The organism is Ruegeria sp. BHSA163 (genome assembly GCF_059613365.1).
The window spans coordinates 1-14,831 of sequence record NZ_JBXWSJ010000025.1; the positions used below are offsets into that span (position 1 = coordinate 1).

At 53.1% G+C, this 14,831-nt stretch carries 17 protein-coding genes; 7 read left to right on the forward strand and 10 right to left on the reverse strand.

Translation table 11 applies throughout. The features are described from left to right. Positions 1 to 38 precede the first annotated feature (38 nt). The 3 genes from accC to AC2FNV_RS12900 all read right to left on the reverse strand — a co-directional run bounded on the left by accC (position 39) and on the right by AC2FNV_RS12900 (position 2,592). Entirely contained in the window at positions 39 to 1,388 is a 1,350-nt protein-coding gene (accC, locus tag AC2FNV_RS12890; RefSeq protein ID WP_170473429.1) for an acetyl-CoA carboxylase biotin carboxylase subunit, read from the reverse strand. 9 nt (positions 1,389 to 1,397) lie between these two features. After that, the gene (gene accB, locus AC2FNV_RS12895; RefSeq protein ID WP_170473426.1) at positions 1,398 to 1,904 is read right to left on the reverse strand and encodes an acetyl-CoA carboxylase biotin carboxyl carrier protein; all 507 of its coding nucleotides are present in this window, start codon (positions 1,902 to 1,904) and stop codon (positions 1,398 to 1,400) included. Between the two features lie 151 nt (positions 1,905 to 2,055). Next, positions 2,056 to 2,592, reverse strand: coding sequence for a LuxR C-terminal-related transcriptional regulator (locus tag AC2FNV_RS12900; protein WP_170473423.1), 537 nt, complete (start codon positions 2,590 to 2,592; stop codon positions 2,056 to 2,058). 188 nt (positions 2,593 to 2,780) lie between these two features. Here AC2FNV_RS12900 and AC2FNV_RS12905 point away from each other — a divergent pair, with 188 nt between their 5' ends. The 5 genes from AC2FNV_RS12905 (at position 2,781) to AC2FNV_RS12925 (ending at position 8,693) form a co-directional block, all read left to right on the forward strand. Further along, positions 2,781 to 4,076 carry a helix-turn-helix transcriptional regulator gene (locus AC2FNV_RS12905; protein WP_170604816.1) on the forward strand — a complete coding sequence of 432 codons (1,296 nt, stop codon included), beginning with the start codon at positions 2,781 to 2,783 and terminating at the stop codon, positions 4,074 to 4,076. 78 nt (positions 4,077 to 4,154) lie between these two features. Beyond that, on the forward strand, positions 4,155 to 4,535 hold the full coding sequence (locus tag AC2FNV_RS12910; protein WP_170473417.1) for a response regulator transcription factor: 381 nt from the start codon (positions 4,155 to 4,157) through the stop codon (positions 4,533 to 4,535). After that, the gene (locus tag AC2FNV_RS12915; protein ID WP_170473415.1) at positions 4,532 to 4,840 is read left to right on the forward strand and encodes a hypothetical protein; all 309 of its coding nucleotides are present in this window, start codon (positions 4,532 to 4,534) and stop codon (positions 4,838 to 4,840) included. Before AC2FNV_RS12910 ends, AC2FNV_RS12915 begins: the two co-directional genes overlap by 4 nt. After that, the gene (locus AC2FNV_RS12920; RefSeq protein ID WP_170604818.1) at positions 4,828 to 7,509 is read left to right on the forward strand and encodes a sensor histidine kinase; all 2,682 of its coding nucleotides are present in this window, start codon (positions 4,828 to 4,830) and stop codon (positions 7,507 to 7,509) included. Before AC2FNV_RS12915 ends, AC2FNV_RS12920 begins: the two co-directional genes overlap by 13 nt. 77 nt (positions 7,510 to 7,586) lie before the next feature. Further along, positions 7,587 to 8,693, forward strand: coding sequence for a FliM/FliN family flagellar motor switch protein (locus AC2FNV_RS12925; RefSeq protein ID WP_170604820.1), 1,107 nt, complete (start codon positions 7,587 to 7,589; stop codon positions 8,691 to 8,693). Between the two features lie 7 nt (positions 8,694 to 8,700). On the opposite strand, the gene AC2FNV_RS12930 is transcribed toward AC2FNV_RS12925, so the two are convergent. From AC2FNV_RS12930 to AC2FNV_RS12945, 4 genes are read right to left on the reverse strand one after another with little or no spacing between them, the layout of a single operon-like run. Further along, positions 8,701 to 9,132 carry a protein tyrosine phosphatase family protein gene (locus AC2FNV_RS12930; protein ID WP_170604822.1) on the reverse strand — a complete coding sequence of 144 codons (432 nt, stop codon included), beginning with the start codon at positions 9,130 to 9,132 and terminating at the stop codon, positions 8,701 to 8,703. Positions 9,133 to 9,141: 9 nt separating this feature from the next. After that, positions 9,142 to 9,573, reverse strand: a complete 432-nt coding sequence (locus tag AC2FNV_RS12935) for a DUF6691 family protein (RefSeq protein ID WP_170473405.1) — start codon at positions 9,571 to 9,573, stop codon at positions 9,142 to 9,144. Beyond that, complete coding sequence (locus AC2FNV_RS12940) at positions 9,573 to 10,001, reverse strand: YeeE/YedE family protein (RefSeq protein ID WP_170473402.1); 429 nt, start codon at positions 9,999 to 10,001, stop codon at positions 9,573 to 9,575. The genes AC2FNV_RS12935 and AC2FNV_RS12940 overlap by 1 nt, the downstream gene beginning before the upstream one ends. A gap of 30 nt (positions 10,002 to 10,031) precedes the next feature. Further along, positions 10,032 to 10,895, reverse strand: coding sequence for an MBL fold metallo-hydrolase (locus AC2FNV_RS12945; protein WP_170473399.1), 864 nt, complete (start codon positions 10,893 to 10,895; stop codon positions 10,032 to 10,034). A gap of 241 nt (positions 10,896 to 11,136) precedes the next feature. On the opposite strand from AC2FNV_RS12945, the gene AC2FNV_RS12950 reads away from it, so the two are divergent. Beyond that, the gene (locus AC2FNV_RS12950; protein ID WP_170473396.1) at positions 11,137 to 11,352 is read left to right on the forward strand and encodes a hypothetical protein; all 216 of its coding nucleotides are present in this window, start codon (positions 11,137 to 11,139) and stop codon (positions 11,350 to 11,352) included. Between the two features lie 9 nt (positions 11,353 to 11,361). On the opposite strand, the gene AC2FNV_RS12955 is transcribed toward AC2FNV_RS12950, so the two are convergent. Beyond that, positions 11,362 to 11,580, reverse strand: coding sequence for a hypothetical protein (locus AC2FNV_RS12955; protein ID WP_170473394.1), 219 nt, complete (start codon positions 11,578 to 11,580; stop codon positions 11,362 to 11,364). Between the two features lie 164 nt (positions 11,581 to 11,744). Between AC2FNV_RS12955 and AC2FNV_RS12960 the strand changes: the two genes are divergently transcribed. Beyond that, the gene (locus tag AC2FNV_RS12960) at positions 11,745 to 12,011 is read left to right on the forward strand and encodes a DUF2312 domain-containing protein (RefSeq protein ID WP_170604824.1); all 267 of its coding nucleotides are present in this window, start codon (positions 11,745 to 11,747) and stop codon (positions 12,009 to 12,011) included. A gap of 67 nt (positions 12,012 to 12,078) precedes the next feature. On the opposite strand, the gene AC2FNV_RS12965 is transcribed toward AC2FNV_RS12960, so the two are convergent. Further along, positions 12,079 to 13,167, reverse strand: a complete 1,089-nt coding sequence (locus AC2FNV_RS12965) for an ABC transporter ATP-binding protein (RefSeq protein ID WP_170604825.1) — start codon at positions 13,165 to 13,167, stop codon at positions 12,079 to 12,081. Between the two features lie 3 nt (positions 13,168 to 13,170). Beyond that, a complete protein-coding gene (locus AC2FNV_RS12970; RefSeq protein WP_170604827.1) occupies positions 13,171 to 14,826 on the reverse strand; it encodes an alpha-glucosidase in 1,656 nt (551 codons plus the stop codon). Between the last annotated feature and the right edge of the window lie 5 nt (positions 14,827 to 14,831).

Consider the following 14,831-nt stretch of genomic DNA (forward strand, 5'->3'; position numbering starts at 1 on the left):
CTGAAACCGGGGGGATTGCTCCCCCCGATCCGATTTTCTTACTGGGCCATATGCTCCGCAAGCCAGCGCTCCAGCCAGTGGATGTTATAATTACCGCTATGAATGTCTGGTTCCTGAAGCAAAGCGTGAAACAGCGGAACGGTGGTATCAATGCCATCCACAATCAGTTCGCCCAATGCGCGTTCAAGACGGGCTAATGCTTCGGCCCGGTCACGTCCCTGAACGATCAGTTTCGCGATCAATGAATCGTAGTAAGGTGGGATCGAGTAGCCGTCATAAAGTGCTGAATCCATTCGCACTCCCAGACCGCCGGGAGCATGATATGCTGTGATTTTACCTGGGCAGGGTGAAAAATTCGGAAGCTTTTCAGCATTGATCCGTACTTCGATGGCATGACCGTTGATTTCCAGATCGTCCTGACCGAACGACATAGGCTCGCCAGCGGCAACGCGAATTTGTTCGCGAACCAGATCAACGCCAAAAATGCCTTCGGTCACTGGGTGTTCCACTTGCAGACGGGTGTTCATCTCAATGAAGTAAAATTCACCATTTTCGTACAGGAACTCGATGGTTCCTGCGCCAATGTAATTGATTTTGGCAACTGCATCCGCGCAGACCTTACCGATTTTGGCGCGTTCCTCCGGGGTGATGCAGGGTCCGGGGGCCTCTTCAAACACCTTCTGATGGCGGCGCTGCAGAGAGCAATCGCGCTCGCCCAGATGCACGGCGTTACCTTTTCCATCACCGAAGACCTGGATTTCAATGTGGCGCGGTGTGGTCAGGTATTTCTCGATATACACTTCATCGTTGCCAAAGGCAGCTTTACCCTCGGCTCGGGCGGTCATGAATGCGCTTTCCATTTCGTCAGCACTCATGGCGACTTTCATACCGCGACCGCCGCCGCCTGCTGTGGCTTTAATTATAACGGGATAACCAAATTCCTCGCCGATTTTCCGTGCCGTTGCGAGGTCAGGCACACCACCGTCCGAACCCGGAACGCATGGAACACCAAGTTCTTTCATCGTATCCTTGGCAGTAATCTTGTCTCCCATGACGCGAATATGTTCGGCAGTCGGGCCAATAAAGGTGATGTCGTGGTCTTCGACGATCTGCACGAACTCGGCATTCTCGGACAAGAAGCCGTAGCCGGGGTGGATTGCCTGCGCACCTGTTATTTCACAAGCTGAAATGATCGCAGGTACAGAAAGATAACTTTGCGGGCTGGGCGGAGGACCAATGCAAACAGATTCGTCCGCCATGCGTACATGCATCGCGTCGCTGTCGGCGGTAGAGTGGACGGCGACCGTCTTAATCCCCATCTCGCGCGCGGCGCGTATCACACGCAGGGCGATCTCGCCTCGATTGGCAATCAGGATTTTGTCGAACATTGGCCCGCCTTACTCAACGATCACAAGAGGAGTGCCGAATTCCACGGCGTCGCCATCTGAGACAAGAATGCGTTTGACAGTACCGGACTTGGGCGCGTGAATATGGTTCATCGTTTTCATGGCTTCGACGATCAACAATGTGTCGCCTTCGGAAACGGAAGCACCGACAGTGATGAAGGCGGGTGCCCCTGGTTCAGGCTGCATGTAAACGGTGCCGACCATGGGTGAAGTCACTGCACCAGGGTGGCTGGCGGGATCTTCCGAAGCCACAGGAGCTTCGACCACGGCAGGTGCTGCCGCCGGGGCGGCGACCGGTGCGGCAGGGACTGCGCTTGGCACTGAAACCTGAACCGGAGCGGCCGGCGCCGTTTGCGATAGGCGGCTTACGCGGACGTTAAGGCTGTCCTCCTCTCCGTATTCCCGTTTTACCTGCAGTTCAGTCAGATCGTTTTCGCGCAACAGTTCGGCCAGTGCCTTGATGAACGCTACATCCGCTTCGTGTTTGGTATCTGTCATGAGTGTCCTCGAAGGTTCCCCTTTGGCCCGTTTGTTTTGCCCAGGCTTTGATTTGATTACGCAGCGTTATAAGCGAAGCAGTTGGTCAAGAAAAGCATCGTCTGACCCTCAAAAGCAGGGGCTTTCCCACAAATTTCTGCGCAAGTTTCGTTTACAAGGGCATTCCTGACAACTTGGCCACCAGCTCTGGCAGTTTTCGCGCGCCGAATTTTTCTAGCAGGCGGGCTCTGTACGCCTCGATTGTGCGATAACTCAACCCTAATTCCGCGCCGATTTCCTTTGCGGACAAACCTCTGCACGAGAGGATCGCTACCTCGCGTTCACGGGTCGTCAACTCCACAAGCGGCCGCTCTTCGGAGATGTCGGAAAAGCTCCATATTCCATGGCGGAAGGGGTCGTCCGGAGTCAGCGACCGCCCCCTGGCGCGGCACCAAAACAAATTGCCATTGCGCCGTCGCATCACACGTTCGTCCGAGTAATAGCCTGTGTCCCGCATTACCTCTAAACTGCGGGCACCGATCCGTTCCCAATCGGCGACGGACGGATAAAGGTGCAGCAACGGCATGTTGCGGTATTCCGCTTCTTCGCCACCGAAGGTCCGCGCAAACTGTAGGTTGCATCGACGGATGATACGGTTTTCCAACTCGACAAGGCCGATGGGGGCATATTCGAAAGCAGGGTCGCTCATATACGCATGGTGACTGGTATTTACTGCAATGAGAAGGGGTAGCATGCGTTTAGGTAACTCAGCTGCTGCCTCATTTCTGTCAACGGTGTAAAGATATGTTGGAAACACCGGGGTAAAATTTTATAATCAATAAGAAAAACTGAAAACTTCTCTGAAATTACCGGTTTTTCACTTTAGGAAGTTTGATCATGCGGGACACACTGACAGGCAGTAGAATACGCGAACGGCGGCAGATTTCGGGTCTGCGCCAAGCAGAACTGGCGCGTCAAGTGGGGATTTCTGCGTCGTATTTGAACCTGATCGAACACAACCGTCGCAGGATTGGCGGAAAATTGTTGATGGATATAGCCGGAGCGCTGTCGGTTGAGCCTTCTTTGCTGACCCAGGGTATCGAAGAAACGTTGATTTCGGCGCTTCGCGAAGCTGCCGCAGACGCAGTTGGTCAACAGCCTGAACTTGACGGAATGGAAGAATTCGCAGGGCGTTTTCCCGGATGGTCAGCTGTTCTGGCGCAAATGCACCGTCGGGTTGTATCCTTGGAGCGCACGGTTGAAACATTATCTGATCGCCTTACGCATGATCCGCATCTGGCGGCATCAATGCACGAGGTTTTGTCGACGGCTGCGGCCATTCGCTCGACTGCCGCCATTTTAGCCGAGCCAGGTGAGATAGAAGCGGCTTGGCGGGATCGTTTCCATCGAAACCTGCACCAGGATGCCGAACGGCTGGCGGAAAGTTCAAAGGCATTGGTGACATATCTGGACGATAGCGAAGGGCAGGGGGAATTACGCGTTGCCCCGCTAGACGCGGTCGAAGCGTTTTTTAATAAGATCGGCTTCCATTTCCCCGATCTAGAAGTCGATAGTGATATCAACAGCGTTCCACTGGAAGATCTTGATACAGCGGCTGCTCGTACGATCGCGTCTGATGTCCTCGATCTTTATGTTAGTGATGCACGGGCCTTGCCGCTTAGTGAATTGGCGGAAGTGTTTGATCCAGCAAACCCGGAACCGCTGGCTCTTGCCCAAATGTTTTCGGTAGATCTTCCGACGGTATTGCGTCGGATTGCCACTTTGCCCGAAAAAATGATGTCACAACCAGCAGGTTTGGTGATCTGCGACGCTTCTGGCAGCGTTTTGTTTTACAAGCCGACACCCGGTTTTGCCATGCCTCGACATGGCGAGGCGTGCCCACTTTGGCCAGTATTTGCGGCACTAAACCGCCCACTCGTGCCGATCCGAAAGCGTGTTGTGCAACTTGGGAGAAATGCAGCAGAATTCAACTGTTACGCGGTTGCTTGGCCGCAACCTGCCTCGGCCTTTGGGACCGATCCCGTTTATCGCTCGGTAATGTTGGTTCTGCCGGTTGATGACAGTCCTCAATCAGGGTTAGCACCTTTGCAAGTCGGAACCAGCTGTCGGATTTGTCCAAAAACTGAATGCTCTTCGCGTCGCGAACCATCAATTCTGAGCGAAGGCTTTTGACAGTTTCCTGACAGAGCGCTTAATCTACCCCTGACGGGCGGTCCTGTGCGCCACCGGTCATGGGGAGGGATTGCAAATATGAGCCGTAAGGTTCTGTTGATTGAGGATGAGCCCAACATTACCGAGGCGATCCGATTTCTGCTAACTCGTGAAGGTTGGCAGGTTGAAACGCACGCTGAAGGCACAGACGCTGTTCAGGTGATCAAGGCAGCCGAACCGGATTTGGTTATTCTGGATGTAATGCTGCCGGGCAAAAGCGGTATGGAGATCCTTCGCGATCTGCGCGAGCACCAGGATATGCAGCGATTGCCTGTTCTGATGCTGACCGCACGGGGACAATCACGGGATCGGGAAATGGCGGAAAAAGCCGGTGTTAGCCGGTTCATGACCAAGCCGTTTTCGAATGCCGAAGTTTTGACTGCCGTGCGTGACCTTCATGCTCAGGCTTCGCGGTTATGACCCCAGAAGAACAGGGCGAGCACCGACGACCGTCTTTGTTTCTGGAAAGGCAAAGCTATCGTCGGCGCCGTTTGATGGACGCGGCGCGCTTGTTGCCGTTCCTTGGTGCTGCATTACTTGCCGTTCCGTTACTTTGGCCGGATGAAAGTGATGGGACCGGCGCAGTGCCGCTATCCGCGGCGATTTTCTATATTTTCGCCTGCTGGGCTGTTTTGATCCTGATCAATGTCGTCTTTGGCTTTGCGGCAAGGAGGCTTGCTGCGCGTGAAAAAGGTGATGCGGAGGCGGACACATGGCAACGCTGAATGTCCTGATACTTGTGTGTCTGGGCTATGTGGTGCTGTTATTCGGTGTTGCCTTTGCCGCTGATCGGCTAGCGGCAGCAGGGCGGGGTAAATGGTTACGCTCGCCACTGATTTATACATTGTCTTTGTCGATTTATTGTACAGCTTGGACATTTTATGGTGCGGTCGGAAACGCAGCCCGCTCGGGGTTGGAGTTCGTTACCATCTACTTGGGCCCAACCTTGGTAATGGTCGGTTGGTGGTGGGGTCTTCGAAAGCTGGTAAGGGTTGGGCGCAGCCAGCGCGTCACATCTATCGCGGACTTGATTTCTTCCAGGTACGGTAAGTCCAACACCTTGGCTATCTGCGTGACGACATTGGCGGTAGTGGGCGGAACACCCTATATCGCGCTGCAATTACAGTCGATTACGTTGTCTTTCTCGATTTTTGCCGAGGCAGACCCAACGGGTCTGTATCGAGAGGGATCCAGCGTGTTTTGGGTGGCCGCAGGACTAGCGGTATTTGCCATTCTGTTCGGAACACGAAACTTGGATGTGAATGAACGACATCATGGTGTAGTCACCGCGATCGCGTTGGAATCTGTTGTGAAATTGTTTGCGTTGCTGGCGGTTGGGATCTTCGTCGTTTGGGGTATTGCCGGTGGATTGGCTCCGATGATGGAACGCATAGACGCGTCGGAGATCGGCAAATGGAATGTAGATGCAAGCCGCTGGGCCACATTTACTTTCTTATCGGCAGCTGCATTTATCTGCCTGCCGCGAATGTTTCAGGTCATGGTCGTAGAAAATGATGATGAAAGCCATCTAAGAACGGCTGCTTGGGCTTTCCCACTGTACCTGCTGCTGATGAGCCTGTTTGTCGTTCCGATAGCGGTAATTGGGTTGGACCTTATGCCCAAAGGGTCAAACCCGGATTTATTCGTGCTGACAGTGCCGCTGTCTCAGGGCAATGACTGGCTTGCAATGCTTTCGTTTATCGGCGGTTTTTCTTCTGCCACATCGATGGTTATCGTAACGGCAATGGCCTTGTCGACTATGGTTTCGAACCACGTGGTGATGCCGATCTGGTTAAGCACACATGAAGGTTCAGCCTCCGTTTCGGGTGATGTTCGGACGATCGTGTTGATGGCACGCAGGGTCTCCATCGCAGTTATTATGGCGCTGGGATACTTCTATTATCGCGTGTCGGGTGGGGGGGCAGCGCTGGCCTCAATCGGGCTGGTGGCCTTTGCCGGAATTTCCCAAATTCTTCCCGCGTTGGTGGGCGGACTGTTTTGGCGAGGAGCCACCCGAACCGGTGCGCTGGTTGGGCTGAGCATTGGATTTATCTTGTGGATATATACTCTGTTACTACCGGGAATGGGCGGTGGGATTATTCCGATCTCGGTCATTGAAAACGGGCCTTTTGGGTGGGGTTGGCTAAGGCCGCAAGCCCTGTTCGGGATTGAAGGAATCGATCCTATGGTCCATTCCGTGATGTGGTCCCTATCTTTGAATACAATCGGGTTCTGTGTTGCTTCGCTGTTAAGTTTTCCCAGTCCGTTGGAACGTTTGCAGGGTGCGCAATTCGTGAATGTTTTTGACCATTCTGTTGCACCGCAAGGCTGGACAGGATCGGTAGCCCAAAGCGAAGATCTGATGATCATGACACAGCGAATTCTTGGGGTAGTTCCGGCCCAGGAGTTCTTTCAAGCGGAAGCCGAAAGGCAAAACGGCCGTACAGGTCGACTGCCCGAACCCACCCCCGGCTTTTTGCAGCGGCTTGAACGTGAATTGAGCGGTTCTGTCGGTGCGGCGACAGCACACGCGATGATCGGTCAGATTGTTGGCGGGGCTTCGGTATCTGTAGAAGACCTGCTGGCCGTTGCAGACGAATCCGCGCAGTTGTTGGAATATTCCAGTCAGCTTGAAGCCAAATCAAACGAGCTGAGTCGGACTGCCCTGAAACTGCGCGAAGCAAACACCAAGCTGACCCAGGTATCAAAGCAGAAGGACGCCTTTCTGAGCCAAGTGAGCCATGAGCTGCGAACTCCGATGACATCAATCCGCGCATTTTCCGAAATCTTGCGAGACACTGACGGTTTAAGCGCAGAAGAGCAAACACGATATGCAGCCATCATCCATGACGAGGCTTTACGCTTAACGAGGCTATTGGACGACCTGTTGGATCTCAGCGTGTTGGAGAGTGGTCAAGTCAGCTTGAATACCGGCGACGGAAGTCTGAGTGCGGTTCTGGATCGTGCCATTTCCGGCGCGTTGGCGGGCGGCGACGGAAAGCTGAGCGTTCGGCGGGTTCGCGCGAGCGAACGCATCCAACTGCACACTGACCTTGACCGGCTAGGACAGGTATTCATCAATCTAATTTCCAATGCACAGAAATATTGCGATGCAGCTTTGCCAGAATTGACCATATCGACCCATGATGTCGGTGGACAAGTCGTGATCGATTTCGTCGATAATGGCAGCGGTATTCCAGCCGAGGCTCAAGCATTGGTGTTCGAGAAATTTGCGCGGGTCGGCTCGGACAAAGCGGGTGGTGCAGGCCTGGGACTTGCGATCTGCCGTGAGATCATGCAGCGCCTTGGGGGCGACATTGCGTACTTACCGGGGCATGGCGGAGCGGCGTTCCGGGTGAGTCTGCCGGTGGCCTATCAACAGGCTGCACAATAAATTGGTCATAAATACATTTGTAACCGTCTGCAGAGTACACTGGGTAACGGATCAATATTTTACGGCGACTCGATGCCATGACGGAAAAGGTCAACGCAGCCTTAGTGCGCAAGCTTTCGACTGGGCAAGACAATGCCGCGAGAGGCAATCGTTCGGTATTGCGGGCGCTTCGCTTAGCATGCGCGCGCGAGGCCGAAGACAAGTTCAACTTGTCACTCACTGTGATTGGCGCGAAACAAGCCACACGCATGCCGTCCGAACTGTGTAAATCTGTTCAGGACGATTGGTTATTGTTGCTGGTGGACTCAGATAACACAGGACCTGCGGCTTTTTGTCTGGACCCAGGTTGCGTTTCGGCAATACTGCAAAAACAGACGATTGGAGAGGTTTTGGCGAATCCGCCTCAGTCGCGTGTATTTACGGATACTGATGCCGCAATGACGTCTCCTCTGGCCGAAGGGGTGTTGCGACGCGCCAAAGAATTGGTGGACGCGCCAACGGATGTATCAAGCCTGTCAGGACTGGAATTTTCCGCACGCGCAAAAGATTTGCGCTCGCTAACTCTGGCCCTGATTGATGCCTCATACCGCGTATTTGACCTGACTGGGGAGTTGGCGGGAGGTGCTCGGCAGGGTCACGTGTGCGTCGTTTTGCCGGAAACAACGGTAACCGAAGATGCCGAGGCTGTGGAATCAGTCGACAATGGCCCAAATCTGGATCAGGCCGCCGGAGTGATCCGGGCCGAACTGCAATCTGTGATTTGCCGCATGTCATTACCACTGGCGGAGTTATCAAACCTGCAGATTGGTGATGTAGTGCCGTTGAATGGGGTCCGTCTGGATCATACCGAAATCACAACAATTGACAGGACGCGAATAGCGGTGGGGCGTTTAGGTCAAAGCGGTGGTATGCGCGCAATTCGTATCAATGAACAGGTGCGCGAGCCGGCGCTTTTGGCCTCTGATCAAAGCCTGCATATGCAAACCGGCCTGGCGCCCGAACCCCAAGACTGGCAAGCCGTAGAACCGACCCGTGAAGTCATCAAGCCTGTTACGATGGACTCGACCGAACTGATCGTACCTGACCGTCAACAAGTGACATATGCGACTCCGGAGCATAACTTGAGCGATATCAGGCAATTCGCCGGTTCAAATGAAACCGACGAGCAGGAGCCCGTGGGATAAAATCAATTCAACTTTGCGACTTTTCCATCTGTTCCAAAGCTGGGCGCAGTCCTTCCAAAGCGTATCCAGCCTTGCTTGTCGCTTCTAAAATTTCTTCGGCACTCATGCAGTCGCACTGCCCAAGTGCCCATACGACCGAGCATCGGGTCCCGGAAGCGCAATAGGCGAGTACTGGGCCTTCACAGCTTTCGGCCAAACTCTTTTGGCGGGCGACGTTTTCCGGAGTCATCGTCTGATGTGTCAACTCCAGAACTTCGTATTCCATCCCCGCAGCGCGAACAGCCTCTCCGATCGCATCTGAATGCATTTCGGTTGGAACTTCTGTGTTTGGACGGTTGCATATCACCTTGACAAAACCAGCCTCTGCGATGGCTGGCACGTCATCAACAGTGATTTGCGGTGAAACGGCATAGCGGTGTGTTATTCGACGAATCTCCATGGCAGTTGATTAGGACGCGTTTGCGAGCCTGTCCAGTTGTCTGCCCAGAGGTGGCGCCGCCAACATGCCGGCAATCATTGCGATGAGAAACAAAACCCCGTTGATTCCGCCGTAGCTGAGCGATGCCATCGCCGGACCGGGGCACAATCCCGCCAAGGCCCAACCCATCCCAAATAATACAGACCCGACAACGAGACGACGATCAATTTCCATACTTGGCTTGGCCGGGAATTGGCCGCCGACTAAAGGCGTTCTGCCGCGGGTCAAGCGCCAAGCCAGCAACATCGGTATGATCGCCCCCGCCATTACAAAGGCCAACGTAGGGTCCCAATTACCAAAAATGTCCAACCAACCCTGAACCTTGCGCGTATTAGTCATCCCCGAGATCAATAGCCCGGTTCCAAAAAGTGATCCGGCGACAAAAGCAAACAAACCGCGCATCATATCAACCCCAAAACATTTCGGAACAACGCCAGAGTCAGAGCACCGGCCAGAATATAAATCACCGTCGCAACGATCCCGCGCAAAGAGAACCGGGAAATACCGCAAACACCGTGTCCTGAAGTGCAGCCGTTAGCGACACGAGTTCCAACCCCCACCAATAGTCCAGCAAGAATAACGATCGAGATGTTGCTTGTCAGATGCGTTTGAGCGGCAGGTGCAATCAGCGGGCGCAGCAAAAGGGGCATCCCAATCAACCCTACGACAAAAATCAGTCGTTCCATCTTTTTGTCCAGCGGTCCACGCTCGACCAAATTACCCAAAATACCGCTAGCGCCCATGATGCGCCCGTTGCAAAGCAGGTACACTGCCGCACCAAGCCCGATTAGCAATCCACCAATCAGGCCCCATATCCATTCAACGTACATTTTGCTTCCCCTGACGCCCCTTAGGCCGATTCAAAGTTTATTTACCGGCAGCTTCATCATCACGTCGCCATGTTCGTCAGGTGGCGGCATTTGTCCCGCGCGCATATTTACTTGCAGCGACGGCAGGATAAGGCGCGGCATGGCTAGCGTCGCATCGCGGGCATCACGCATTTCGACGAATTCCTCAATACTGCGACCCTGGCCGATGTGAATGTTTAATGCCTTCTGTTCACCCACGGTCGTTTCCCACGCATATTCATCGCGACCCGGCGCTTTGTAGTCGTGGCCAACGAAAATCCGCGTTTCGTCTGGCAGGGACAGAATCTTTTGAATTGAATCATACAGGGTTGCTGACGATCCGCCCGGAAAATCGCAGCGAGCCGTACCGAAATCCGGCATGAACAACGTGTCGCCGACAAAAGCCGCGTCGCCAATAACATAGGTCAAGCACGCTGGTGTATGCCCCGGCGTGTGCAGAACGTCCCCTCGCATTTGCCCTATATGAAAGCTGTCGCCTTCCGAAAAGAGGGCATCAAACTGGCTTCCGTCGCGCTGAAATTCAGTGCCTTCGTTGAATACTTTTCCAAATGTATCCTGAACAACGACTATGTTTTTCCCAATGCCAATCTTACCGCCCAGCTCCTGTTGAAGGTAAGGCGCCGCTGACAAATGATCGGCATGAACATGGCTTTCCAAAATCCACTGAACCTTGAGTCCGTTGTCTTTGACATATTCAATGATCTGATCCGCGGCCTGAGTTCCCGTGCGCCCCGAAGCGTGGTCGAAATCCAGTACACTGTCGATAATCGCGCAGGCGGTACCTGCTGGTTCCTGCACGACGTAGGACACTGTGAACGTCTGCTGGTCGAAGAAAGCTTTCACTTTTGGGGTCATGGTGTCCTCCATCAGAATGCTATCATATACAAATAGTGGAATATGATAGGTTATTCAATTCACGATTTGATGTCAGTCAAAGCATCACGGGTAAATTTCGCATAAGAGTTAACCGTGCGGCATACAATCGGCAGGATTTTGCACCAATCGGCAAGAAATTGCGAGACGTTCATCAAGTCTCATGTTGGTCTTAATGTTGTTACCTATATCAAGCACAGTCGCATCACATGGGAGGAAGCAGATGACAGCTCAGGATCTCTACTACGAGGCGGAACAGCTCGAAAAAATGCTGCATGGTGCTTGTCTGGACACACGATTGGAATTGCAGCCAAGTGTCAGCAAGGTGCTTGACAGAATGCGTGCCCAGCGCGTTCAGATACCGTCCCGGCTACGGCGTCTGGATGCCGCACTGTGTGAAGACGCAATCGAAGCGCAGTTCGATAACATTCCTGTCTGACCAACTTGGTTATCCGAAGGAAATCCCGAGGATGACCAGCATAAGACCCAAAACGGACAGAAATAACGATGCAAGGTTCCAGGGTAACACGCCCTGAACGGTTGCACGCAACTCTTCGTCTGAAAGACCGGCCTTGCGTGCTTTCATTACCCGAAAGATGCACCAGACAAGACCGAATAAGCCGGCAAGTGACAGGGCGGCTCCGCCCCAAACGATAATGTCGAACATGGATTCTCGTGTTTGCCAGTACAACTACGTCTGCGCTTAACGGATCGACGCCTTTGGCACAAGGCCGAGGCCTGGATTGTGCGCTTGCGCCTTGCGCTGTAGCGATGTATCCGGCGTGTTGCCCGATTATCTTGCATCACATATCAGTTCAGGGAGAGACGCAAATGGAAGACGTCACCGAAGATCAATCTGAAGTTAACTACCGGGTGACCGCAGGCGAGTTGCGTCAGTTCGTTGAACGATTTGAGCGCCTTGAGGCTGAAAAAAAAGACATAGCGGATCAACAAAAGGAAGTCATGGCCGAAGCAAAGGCGCGCGGTTATGATACGAAGGTGATGCGCAAGGTAATTGCCCTGCGTAAGCGGGATAAAGATGATATTGCCGAAGAAGAAGCGGTACTGGAAATGTACAAAGAAGCTTTGGGAATGTGAATCTATTCGCAAAGCGTTTTGCCACGCCTCCTGATCCTGTATCGCGTTTTACCGAGGACTTCGATCACTATCGACTGTTTCGAAGAGACAGGCCATCGTGAAACAAGTGCACTTTGGCCGGGTCAGCGTTAAGTTTGACGTTTTGCCCACGCAGGTTCTTTTCGATCCCGGGAAATTTTGCGACTATGTCCTCGGCACCAGGGCGACTGGCGAAGTACAACAGAGTAACCTCGCCTAAGGCTTCGATGAAATCGACGTTCCCTTCAAGAAACGTGGATTTGTCGTCAGGGAAAAAATCCTCGGGTCGTACGCCAACATTTACACGCAATCCCATTTGGTCAGATTTTGTAGCGATCGAAGATACAGCCACCCCGCCTGAGTCGAGAGTGATCGAGGTCATATCGCCCGTTTCAGAAATTACGCCTGGCAGCAAATTCATCGCAGGGGAACCAATGAATTGCGCTACGAATTCATTGTCAGGGGTTTCATATAGTTCCAGAGGCGTACCGACCTGAGCAATCCCTTTGTTTGCCAGAACGACGATCCGGCTGGCCAACGTCATCGCCTCAACCTGATCATGGGTAACGTAGATCATAGTACTCTCAGGCATCGCCTCTTTAAGACGTGCGATTTCAATTCGGGTGGCAACACGCAAGGCAGCGTCCAGGTTCGAAAGCGGTTCGTCGAAAAGATAGACTTTTGGGTCGCGCACGATCGCCCGTCCGATAGCAACCCGTTGGCGCTGCCCGCCTGAAAGTGCCTTGGGTAACCGATCGAGAAAAGGTTCCAACTGTAAGATTTGGGCTGCGCGCTCGACTGCGGAATTTATCTCGGCGTTTGACATTTTTGCGATTTTCAGTGCGAAAGCCATGTTCTCGCGTACCGTCATATGTGGGTATAAGGCATAGGACTGAAACACCATGGCGATGCCACGCTGTGCGGGCGGGACATCGTTCATAACTTGCCCTTCGATTTCGAGCATGCCGCCTGAGATCTTCTCCAACCCCGCAATCATACGTAGCAAAGTGGATTTCCCACATCCCGATGGACCGACGAAAACGATAAGCTCGCCTGTTTCAATGTCGAGGTTAATATGCTTCAGAACATCGACAGAACCGTAGGTTTTGGCCACATCTGTTAGCTTGAGTTCCGACATGGCTTACCTCGTTTCCCTGACCAGAAGACAGAATTGAGCGGCGTCCAATTTGACGGTTCCAATCCCATAAACACTTCCCAATTCCCCGCCGATCGAACGCCATTCACCTTGGGGGAGTGAGGCTTCGATAGCGCTTGAGCCTAGATTAAAGGCGCAAAATATCTGTTCAGCATCGTCTTCGCGGAAAAACGACAGAACCGAGCCATTCTGTGTCATTTCGGTCTGTGTGCCGGACCTCAACGCAGAGTGTGCGTGGCGCAGGGCGATCGCACGGCGATAGTGATGCAGCATTGAATTTGGGTCGCGTTCAGATTGGTCGACGGCGCGTTCTGCTTGCGCAGTGCTCACCGGCAACCATGGGCTACTGGTACTGAAACCCGACTGTTCGTCTTGTGCCATCCAAACCATTGGCGTGCGGCAGCCATCCCGACCTTTGAATTCGGGCCAGAATTCAATGCCATAAGGGTCCTGCAAGTTTTCAAACGGCACATCGGCTTCAGGCAGTCCAAGCTCCTCGCCCTGATACAAACAGGCCGAGCCGCGCAAACACATCATCAGGACCGCGTGTTGACGAAGGGCCGTCTCATCCAAATTCCAACGCGAAGCGTGGCGTTGGACATCGTGGTTGGAAAAGGCCCAACATGGCCATGCGTCGCCAGCTTTTTCTTCCAGTTGATCAAACACGTGCTTTGTATAAGCTGCGGTTACGGCGCGTTTTTCAAGAAATTCAAAAGCATAGCACATATGCATTCTTTTATCGCCGGTGGTGTAATCCCCCATAATTTCTAATCCGCGTTGCGCATCACCGATCTCACCCAAACAGGCACGGTCCGGATATTCGTCTGTCAGAGCGCGAAGCCGTTCTAGGAATGCGATGTTTTCTGGCTGGCTTTTTGAATACAAATGATCCTGATGGTTATAGGGGTTGACCTGCGGCGCAATTGAGGAATTCCGCTGATCCATCGGCAATGCCGGGTTATCTCGCAACTGCTTGTCGTGGAAATAGAAATTGATTGTGTCCAATCGAAACCCATCGACACCCAGATCCAGCCAAAATCGCGCCACATCCAGCAATGCATCTTGCACATCGGAACAGTGAAAGTTCAGGTCAGGCTGTGAGCCAAGAAAATTGTGTAGGTAGTATTGTTGGCGACGCGAATCCCACTGCCAAGCAGAGCCGCCAAAGATCGACAGCCAATTGTTCGGCGCTGTGCCGTCCGATTTGGCATCGGCCCAAACGTACCAATCGGCTTTTGGATTTTCCTGGTTTGCCCGACTTTCACTGAACCAGGGATGCTGATCCGAAGTGTGTGAGAGGACCAAATCGATCATTACCTTCAGGCCCTGTTCGTGCGCCTGACCAAGTAAGGTTTGAAAGTCCTCCATCGTGCCAAACATCGGATCAACGGCTCGATAATCACTGACGTCATAGCCGAAGTCTTTCATCGGTGATTTGAAGAAAGGAGAGATCCAAATTGCATCCACGCCCAAGGATGCGATGTAGCCTAGGCGCTCAGTAATGCCGTTCAGGTCTCCGATGCCGTCGCCATTGCTGTCCTGAAAACTGCGTGGATAAATCTGGTAAATCACGCCGCCGCGCCACCAATTGGACGAAACTTGCAAGGACTTGTTTAGGGTTGCGTTATTTTGCACGTTCATTTCAC

Bases quoted from the DNA above. Each gene is read 5' to 3' on its own strand.
- accC (WP_170473429.1), bottom strand. From the start codon at position 1,388: ATGTTCGACAAAATCCTGATTGCCAATCGAGGCGAGATCGCCCTGCGT.
- accB (WP_170473426.1), bottom strand. From the start codon at position 1,904: ATGACAGATACCAAACACGAAGCGGATGTAGCGTTCATCAAGGCACTG.
- AC2FNV_RS12900 (WP_170473423.1), bottom strand. From the start codon at position 2,592: ATGAGCGACCCTGCTTTCGAATATGCCCCCATCGGCCTTGTCGAGTTG.
- AC2FNV_RS12905 (WP_170604816.1), top strand. From the start codon at position 2,781: ATGCGGGACACACTGACAGGCAGTAGAATACGCGAACGGCGGCAGATT.
- AC2FNV_RS12910 (WP_170473417.1), top strand. From the start codon at position 4,155: ATGAGCCGTAAGGTTCTGTTGATTGAGGATGAGCCCAACATTACCGAG.
- AC2FNV_RS12915 (WP_170473415.1), top strand. From the start codon at position 4,532: ATGACCCCAGAAGAACAGGGCGAGCACCGACGACCGTCTTTGTTTCTG.
- AC2FNV_RS12920 (WP_170604818.1), top strand. From the start codon at position 4,828: ATGGCAACGCTGAATGTCCTGATACTTGTGTGTCTGGGCTATGTGGTG.
- AC2FNV_RS12925 (WP_170604820.1), top strand. From the start codon at position 7,587: ATGACGGAAAAGGTCAACGCAGCCTTAGTGCGCAAGCTTTCGACTGGG.
- AC2FNV_RS12930 (WP_170604822.1), bottom strand. From the start codon at position 9,132: ATGGAGATTCGTCGAATAACACACCGCTATGCCGTTTCACCGCAAATC.
- AC2FNV_RS12935 (WP_170473405.1), bottom strand. From the start codon at position 9,573: ATGCGCGGTTTGTTTGCTTTTGTCGCCGGATCACTTTTTGGAACCGGG.
- AC2FNV_RS12940 (WP_170473402.1), bottom strand. From the start codon at position 10,001: ATGTACGTTGAATGGATATGGGGCCTGATTGGTGGATTGCTAATCGGG.
- AC2FNV_RS12945 (WP_170473399.1), bottom strand. From the start codon at position 10,895: ATGACCCCAAAAGTGAAAGCTTTCTTCGACCAGCAGACGTTCACAGTG.
- AC2FNV_RS12950 (WP_170473396.1), top strand. From the start codon at position 11,137: ATGACAGCTCAGGATCTCTACTACGAGGCGGAACAGCTCGAAAAAATG.
- AC2FNV_RS12955 (WP_170473394.1), bottom strand. From the start codon at position 11,580: ATGTTCGACATTATCGTTTGGGGCGGAGCCGCCCTGTCACTTGCCGGC.
- AC2FNV_RS12960 (WP_170604824.1), top strand. From the start codon at position 11,745: ATGGAAGACGTCACCGAAGATCAATCTGAAGTTAACTACCGGGTGACC.
- AC2FNV_RS12965 (WP_170604825.1), bottom strand. From the start codon at position 13,167: ATGTCGGAACTCAAGCTAACAGATGTGGCCAAAACCTACGGTTCTGTC.
- AC2FNV_RS12970 (WP_170604827.1), bottom strand. From the start codon at position 14,826: ATGAACGTGCAAAATAACGCAACCCTAAACAAGTCCTTGCAAGTTTCG.